Origin of the sequence: Chamaesiphon sp. OTE_8_metabat_110, assembly GCF_031382685.1 — a bacterium.
Taxonomy (GTDB): domain Bacteria; phylum Cyanobacteriota; class Cyanobacteriia; order Cyanobacteriales; family Chamaesiphonaceae; genus Chamaesiphon.
Window position 1 is genome coordinate 1 of the sequence record NZ_JANMZA010000008.1, and the last position, 5,939, is coordinate 5,939.

7 protein-coding genes are annotated in these 5,939 nt (G+C 46.6%); 2 read left to right on the forward strand and 5 right to left on the reverse strand.

The genetic code is table 11. The features are described from left to right. Together RMO52_RS00240 and RMO52_RS00245 are read left to right on the forward strand one after the other, a co-directional pair. A partial coding sequence (locus RMO52_RS00240) for a hypothetical protein (protein ID WP_310409965.1) occupies positions 1-889 on the forward strand: 889 nt, incomplete at its 5' end. 186 nt (positions 890-1,075) lie between these two features. Then, complete coding sequence (locus RMO52_RS00245; RefSeq protein WP_310409967.1) at positions 1,076-2,056, forward strand: hypothetical protein; 981 nt, start codon at positions 1,076-1,078, stop codon at positions 2,054-2,056. A 310-nt stretch (positions 2,057-2,366) separates the two neighbouring features. On the opposite strand, the gene RMO52_RS00250 is transcribed toward RMO52_RS00245, so the two are convergent. From RMO52_RS00250 to priA, 5 genes are all read right to left on the reverse strand, one after another. Then, complete coding sequence (locus RMO52_RS00250) at positions 2,367-2,981, reverse strand: aminodeoxychorismate/anthranilate synthase component II (RefSeq protein ID WP_309741724.1); 615 nt, start codon at positions 2,979-2,981, stop codon at positions 2,367-2,369. A gap of 125 nt (positions 2,982-3,106) precedes the next feature. After that, positions 3,107-3,517, reverse strand: a complete 411-nt coding sequence (locus tag RMO52_RS00255; protein ID WP_310409970.1) for a diacylglycerol kinase family protein — start codon at positions 3,515-3,517, stop codon at positions 3,107-3,109. A 226-nt stretch (positions 3,518-3,743) separates the two neighbouring features. Continuing rightward, entirely contained in the window at positions 3,744-4,217 is a 474-nt protein-coding gene (ybeY, locus tag RMO52_RS00260) for an rRNA maturation RNase YbeY (protein WP_309737796.1), read from the reverse strand. 99 nt (positions 4,218-4,316) lie between these two features. Further along, complete coding sequence (locus tag RMO52_RS00265) at positions 4,317-4,523, reverse strand: DUF3285 domain-containing protein (protein WP_310409972.1); 207 nt, start codon at positions 4,521-4,523, stop codon at positions 4,317-4,319. Positions 4,524-4,601: 78 nt separating this feature from the next. After that, positions 4,602-5,939, reverse strand: a 1,338-nt coding sequence (priA, locus tag RMO52_RS00270) for a primosomal protein N' (RefSeq protein WP_310409974.1), incomplete at its 5' end; no start/stop codon positions are given.

Genomic DNA, 5,939 nt, shown 5'->3' on the forward strand with positions numbered 1-5,939 from the left:
TTCGGAAACCGGAACGCTTTTTGAATTCAATGGTGAACCTTGGATTCCAAACATGGTCGAATCCCACGTTCAAGGAGTCGCCCGTTATGGCAATTATCTCCTGCTTTCCCATAACAACAAGGGGTACTCACATGGATTTATTATCGTGCTGAATGTAGAAAGCATGAAGATGGTACACAAAATTTGTACACCCGACGAACACTACAATCATCCTGGGGGGATGCAGGTCATTGGGGATTATTTGATGGTACCTGTAGAGAATAGTAGTTACTCACAATCTCTCATCCATTTCTATGACTTGTCTATGATGACGGACAGCGAACCGCCCAAAAATGAAACGTTTGGTATTACACGGGAATTTGACGGAGCTGGTGCTGCTGGCATTACTAATTATACAGACAGTGAGACTGAATATTATTTGCTGGCTGCTTATAACAATGGTGCAATTGACTTTTATAAGTCTAATGGAAATCCGATATCGAATGATCCTGGCTTCCAAGAAATACTTTTCTCAGCAACAATTTCGTGCGAAACCTATGACTCTATTTGTTTGCTAACGGATGTCAACCAACAAATCTACATGATCGGTTTTCGCACATACAATTTAGGAGGTAGTAATGAAGACTATGCGGATTTATACGAGATCGATTTGCAGAAAAAATGTGTTTCGCAGGTAATACCCTCACGTCACTTTTATACCGAACATGGCGGTTTTATCGGACTAGCTGGCGTACATTTTCGATGGGGGGCTGGGCTAAAGATTGTTAATGACAGCTCTTTAAACTTCTTGGCAACTCAAAGGAATTTTGTTGGCGATCTCTTCTACACAAATACTTTTCTAGATAGTAGTGAGGTAAAAACTGTAACGACTAAATTTGCTGAGGTTTAGCACCCTCAAGCTCTGGTTTTTCATTAGCAATCGCTGTCTTAGAGGATGTTTGAAAAGTATATTTTGCTACTATATCTAAACATTGAAACAGCGATTGCTATAAATTTTTTTTTTGCAAAATAGCTACCATAAATAGATCGATTCAATTACTCCCCGAATCTCTTAGCTTCTAATAGAATTTACACAATGAAAACAAAATCTCCGTTCGTGTCAGCAGATCCTGTCCAAAATTGCTCTTTACTATCTAGCATTGCAATTGGTGGAATTGTTCTTCTGACTACATCTGTTGGCTCCTGCCCTGCTGTAAACGCTACTGTCCTTTACATGGCAGATAATAGCTCTAACACAATCAACACGATCTCATCAACAGGGGTCGTCACCCCGTTCGTAACGCTTAACACTCGTGTTGATGCGCTTGCGTTTGATGCAAGTGGCAACCTTTATGCAGCTGGAGGCTCCTTGTCTGGCAAAATCGACAAGATTTCCTCAACAGGGCAAATCACCACCTTTGCTACGGGACTTAACTATCCCTATGCACTTGCGTTTGATGCAAGTGGCAACCTCTTTGAAGCCGATGCTGGAGTTAGTCTCGGCTCTAGCAAAATCAACAAGATCTCATCAACAGGGGTCGTTACCACCTTCGTTTCAGGACTTAGTTTTCCTACTGCGCTTGCATTTGATGCAAGTGGCAACCTCTTTGAAGCCGATAGTGGCTCCGGCAAAATCAATAAGATCTCATCAACAGGGCAAGTTACCACTTTTATGCAAGGACTGGCAAGTCCTTATGGACTTGCGTTTGATGCTAGTGGTAACCTTTTTCAATCTAATTATGCTTCCAACACCATAAACAAGCTCTCACCAACAGCTATTATCACGTTGTTCCAAAACGGTTTAAAGCAGCCCTCAAGACTTGCATTTGATGCAAGTGGCAACCTTTATGTCGCTGTAGCTGGAGATAGTCCCGGCTCTGGCAAAATCAACAAGCTCTTGCCAACAGGGCAAGTCACCACCTTCGCTAGCGGACTTAGTAATAACATTGTGTTTGCATTTGGACCCGATCCCGCTCCAGCTACAGCAGTCCCCGAACCATTTACGATTATCGGCACATTAATTGGTGGTACAGCAGCCTTCCGCATGAGCAAGAAACTCAAGTCTACTCATAAATAGTCGATCGGGATTGTTAAAATAGCTCGATCTATTCGCCGAATCGAGTTATTTACTGGAGTTTCTAGTTCGATCTCTACCTAATTTGGCTCGATCGAATTTTAACTTTTAACTAACTTGTCTGGACTTGGACTAAATGGCTGAGTAAGAATAGCAGCATCCAGCAAATTATACGCACACGCACTCGATCGCGGAAATACATATCTTCCACAGCTGGCACCTCGTGCTACGTTTCCAGCGACAGCTCTTTAAACTGCCGGACAACTCACAGGAATTAAGACTAACAATACTGTCCAAACCGCCTCGTTAGTCGCTAGACGGTTGCACTTAATGGCTGAGACTCGATCGAGGTCAAGAAATTTCGCAGTAACTGTTTACCAGAACTGGTTAAAATACTTTCGGGATGAAACTGCACCCCTTCAATGTGGGGATAATCCCGATGGCGCACGCCCATAATGGTACCGTCCTCGACCCAGGCATTGATTTCTAGGCAATCGGGACAAGTGGCTCGATCGACTACCAGGCTATGATAGCGAGTAGCTGTGAATGGATTATCCAAACCTGCAAATACACCTGTGCCATCGTGGTAAATTTCCGAAGTTTTGCCGTGCATTAAGATCGGCGCGGCGATGACATCACCACCAAAAACTTGCCCGATACTTTGATGTCCCAAGCAGACTCCCAAAATTGGATACTTGGTACCTAATTGGCGAATAATCTCTAAAGTAATCCCCGCATCATCTGGGCGACCTGGTCCTGGTGAGATCAAGATCCCAGCGGGATCGAGACTAACAATCTCATCAATGGTAATCCGATCGTTGCGATAAACGCGAATATCTTTGGCAATCGGTAATTCTTGCCCTAATTCGCCCAAATATTGGACGAGATTGTAGGTGAAGCTGTCGTAATTATCAATGACTAAAATCATGCGTTACACTATCCCAACCTAATCCAGTGTAAAACAAAGATCGCCATTCTCACGCACATTTTGAGCCGATCGATCCAAATTTAGTCTTTGATTTCCCCTAAAGCCCAAAGCCTAAAGCCTAATTCCTAATGAACGAACAATAACATGGCTTTGGGTACGACTAGACAAGCACCTACTAGTACCGACGCAAAAGCTGAAATCAAGACGGCACCAGCGGCACAATCTTTGGCAATCTTGGCTAGTTCGTGATAGGTTTGACCGACAGTTAGATCGACAACCGACTCGATCGCGGTGTTTAATAGTTCTAAGGTCAAAACAAGACCGCTAGTAATACAAATCACAGCCATCTCCACCCCTGTCAAACGCAAAAGGGCACCGAAGCTAATTGCCAGGGTGCCCATGACGCAATGAATCCGAAAGTTACGCTGCGTGTGAAACGCATAGGTTACACCAGCGGCGGCATACTTAAAACTTACGCCGATGCTACTCGCCACCCGCCAAGCCTTCGTTCGCTGTCGATCGACAGAAGTAGACATTTTGCTTGGCATATCTGATTGGATTGTAGTGTTTACGGACTCGTCTAGTTTAGTCTGCATTGACAGTTCACTCCCACTAAGAAAATAATGATTTATTAAATGAATTTTTCACACATATGGCCGTTGGCGTAGCCTCTCTGCGCAGGCAGACGCTTCGCGTTGGCAACGCCTGCGCTTTGCGCTTACGGAACAAGAATCGCAAGCTGTATTTACACATCAATGAGATCTATAAACCACTACAAGCGAGCAATTTTTCTTGCTGTCGTAACATTAACAGCAAACTTGCTTCGTTGGGGTGATCCCAACCCAGTAAATGAAGTAATCCGTGACTAGCTAGCCAAGCTAATTCCTTAATTAAAGAATACCCATGTTCGGGAGCTTGTCTGGTAGCCGTATCGACAGAAATAATAATATCTCCTAAATAAATGGCTAAATCGCCACTATCGTCCGCTACTTGGGGAAAATCCACCTCTAATGCGGCAAAAGACAAGACATCAGTTGGTTTATCTTGCTGGCGAAATTGGAAGTTGAAGGCTTGGATTTCGACATCGGTGGTTAGTCGGAGACTCAACTCATAGGTATCGGCTGGGGGTAGACCTAAAGCGGGGGTCTGCAACCAGTTCTCAAACCAATCTATCCAAGTGTGTTCGTCGATGACACTCGGTTGATACAAGTCTTGGACGGTTAATTCTAGCTGCATCTAGTTTATGACGATCGGTAGATAGCGATCGACGCTAATGTGTCGTGGTTGAGGGGAAGCTACAGCTCCCAGATCTAACCACGGCTGCAAATCGATCCCTTATCTAGTTAGATAGGCTAAGCCGACAAAAAGTGCCATCAATCCAATCGCACTCAGCGCAAAATGCTGAAGGGACTTACCGCCCTTTTTGACCATGTTTCGCATGGCATACTTGACATATTTTTCTTTGAGTTCTGCTGGTGTGGGCGGAACATCTACAACTGTAGGCGGTTCGAGCGTGGTGTTATCTACGGGTATATCACTCATGAGGGCGATCGGCTTAACAATTTGATTTAAGTTTAGATTTCATTTTAACTCATCGATTGTTAAATTTTTGTAACGATTTCACAGAAAGTTCTGCGGATCGACGTCGATCGTCATTTTGACTAAATTAGAACATTGAGTCCTGAGTGCTTCCCAGTTGGGTAGAGTCGCCGTCCCGTTGGGGACATACTTAATCATGATTTGCCAGCGGTAGCGATTGCTCACCCGCATCACTGTCGCAGGTGCGGGGCCTAAGACTTCATAACAGCCTGCAATTGCCGCATCGTTGAGTGTCGAGCCAATATCGGTGACAGTTCGTTCGACGGCATCAGCATCGAGACTACTAAATCTCAGCAAAATTAATTTGCCGTAAGGCGGGTAATCCAACATCTGCCGCTCTGGCAATTCTGCGGCAATAAAAGCCGCATAATCGTGCTTGGTTACGGCGGCGAGGATGGGATGATCGGGATTGTAGGTCTGAATGATGACCTGACCCGCTTCTTCGCCGCGTCCGCAGCGTCCAGCTACTTGAGTGAGCGTTTGAAATGTCCGCTCGGCAGCGCGATAATCAGACAGATGCAACAAGCCATCAGCAGCAACCACTCCGACTAGGGTGACTTGGGGCAGATCCAATCCTTTGGTGAGCATCTGGGTACCGACCAATAAATCGGCTTCTCCCTCGACAAAGGCGGTGAGGATCTGGCGATGGGAGCCTTTGGTACGGGTAGTATCGCTATCAAATCTCAGACAGCGAAGTTGCGGGAAATCTCGCTCTAGTTCTTCGACTATTTTCTGGGTACCACTGCCAAAAAATTTAAAATACAGCGAGTCGCACTCGGGGCACTTTTGGGGCTGCGGTTGCTGATGATTGCAGTAGTGACAGCGGAGCTGGGCATGTGCGGCGGCTCCGGGCTGATGGTATGCCAGTGACACGTCACAGTTCGGGCATTCACAGACGTAGCCGCAACTCCGACAGGACACAAAGGTGCTGTGTCCGCGCCGATGGATGAACAGGATGCCCTGTTGTTTTTGGGACTGCATCTGGCGCAATGCTTGGGCTAGGGGACGACTGAAGATGCTCCGGTTGCCCTGGGTCAATTCCTGTCGCATATCGACGATTTTGACTGGGGGGAGGGGGCGGGCATGGACGCGTTGGGGGAGGGGGAGGTAGTGGGTGGGAGATGGGAGATGGGAGATGGGAGATGGGAGACTGGGAGACGGGGAGACGGGGGGATGGGGAGACGGGGAGACTGGGAGAGGGGATGGGGAGACGAGGGGAGTAGGCAAAGCTTGATTGATGTTTACCCAGGTTTCGAGGGAGGGGGTGGCGGAGCCGAGGATCAGGGGACAGGCTTCTAATTCGGCGCGCCAGTTGGCAATATCTCGGGTTTGATAGGTGGGGGCGGGTTGGTCTTGCTT

Excerpts from the sequence above, each read along its gene's own strand:
- RMO52_RS00255 (WP_310409970.1), bottom strand. The coding sequence starts at position 3,517 with ATGTCTACTTCTGTCGATCGACAGCGAACGAAGGCTTGGCGGGTGGCG.
- RMO52_RS00250 (WP_309741724.1), bottom strand. The coding sequence starts at position 2,981 with ATGATTTTAGTCATTGATAATTACGACAGCTTCACCTACAATCTCGTC.
- ybeY (WP_309737796.1), bottom strand. The coding sequence starts at position 4,217 with ATGCAGCTAGAATTAACCGTCCAAGACTTGTATCAACCGAGTGTCATC.
- RMO52_RS00265 (WP_310409972.1), bottom strand. The coding sequence starts at position 4,523 with ATGAGTGATATACCCGTAGATAACACCACGCTCGAACCGCCTACAGTT.
- RMO52_RS00245 (WP_310409967.1), top strand. The coding sequence starts at position 1,076 with ATGAAAACAAAATCTCCGTTCGTGTCAGCAGATCCTGTCCAAAATTGC.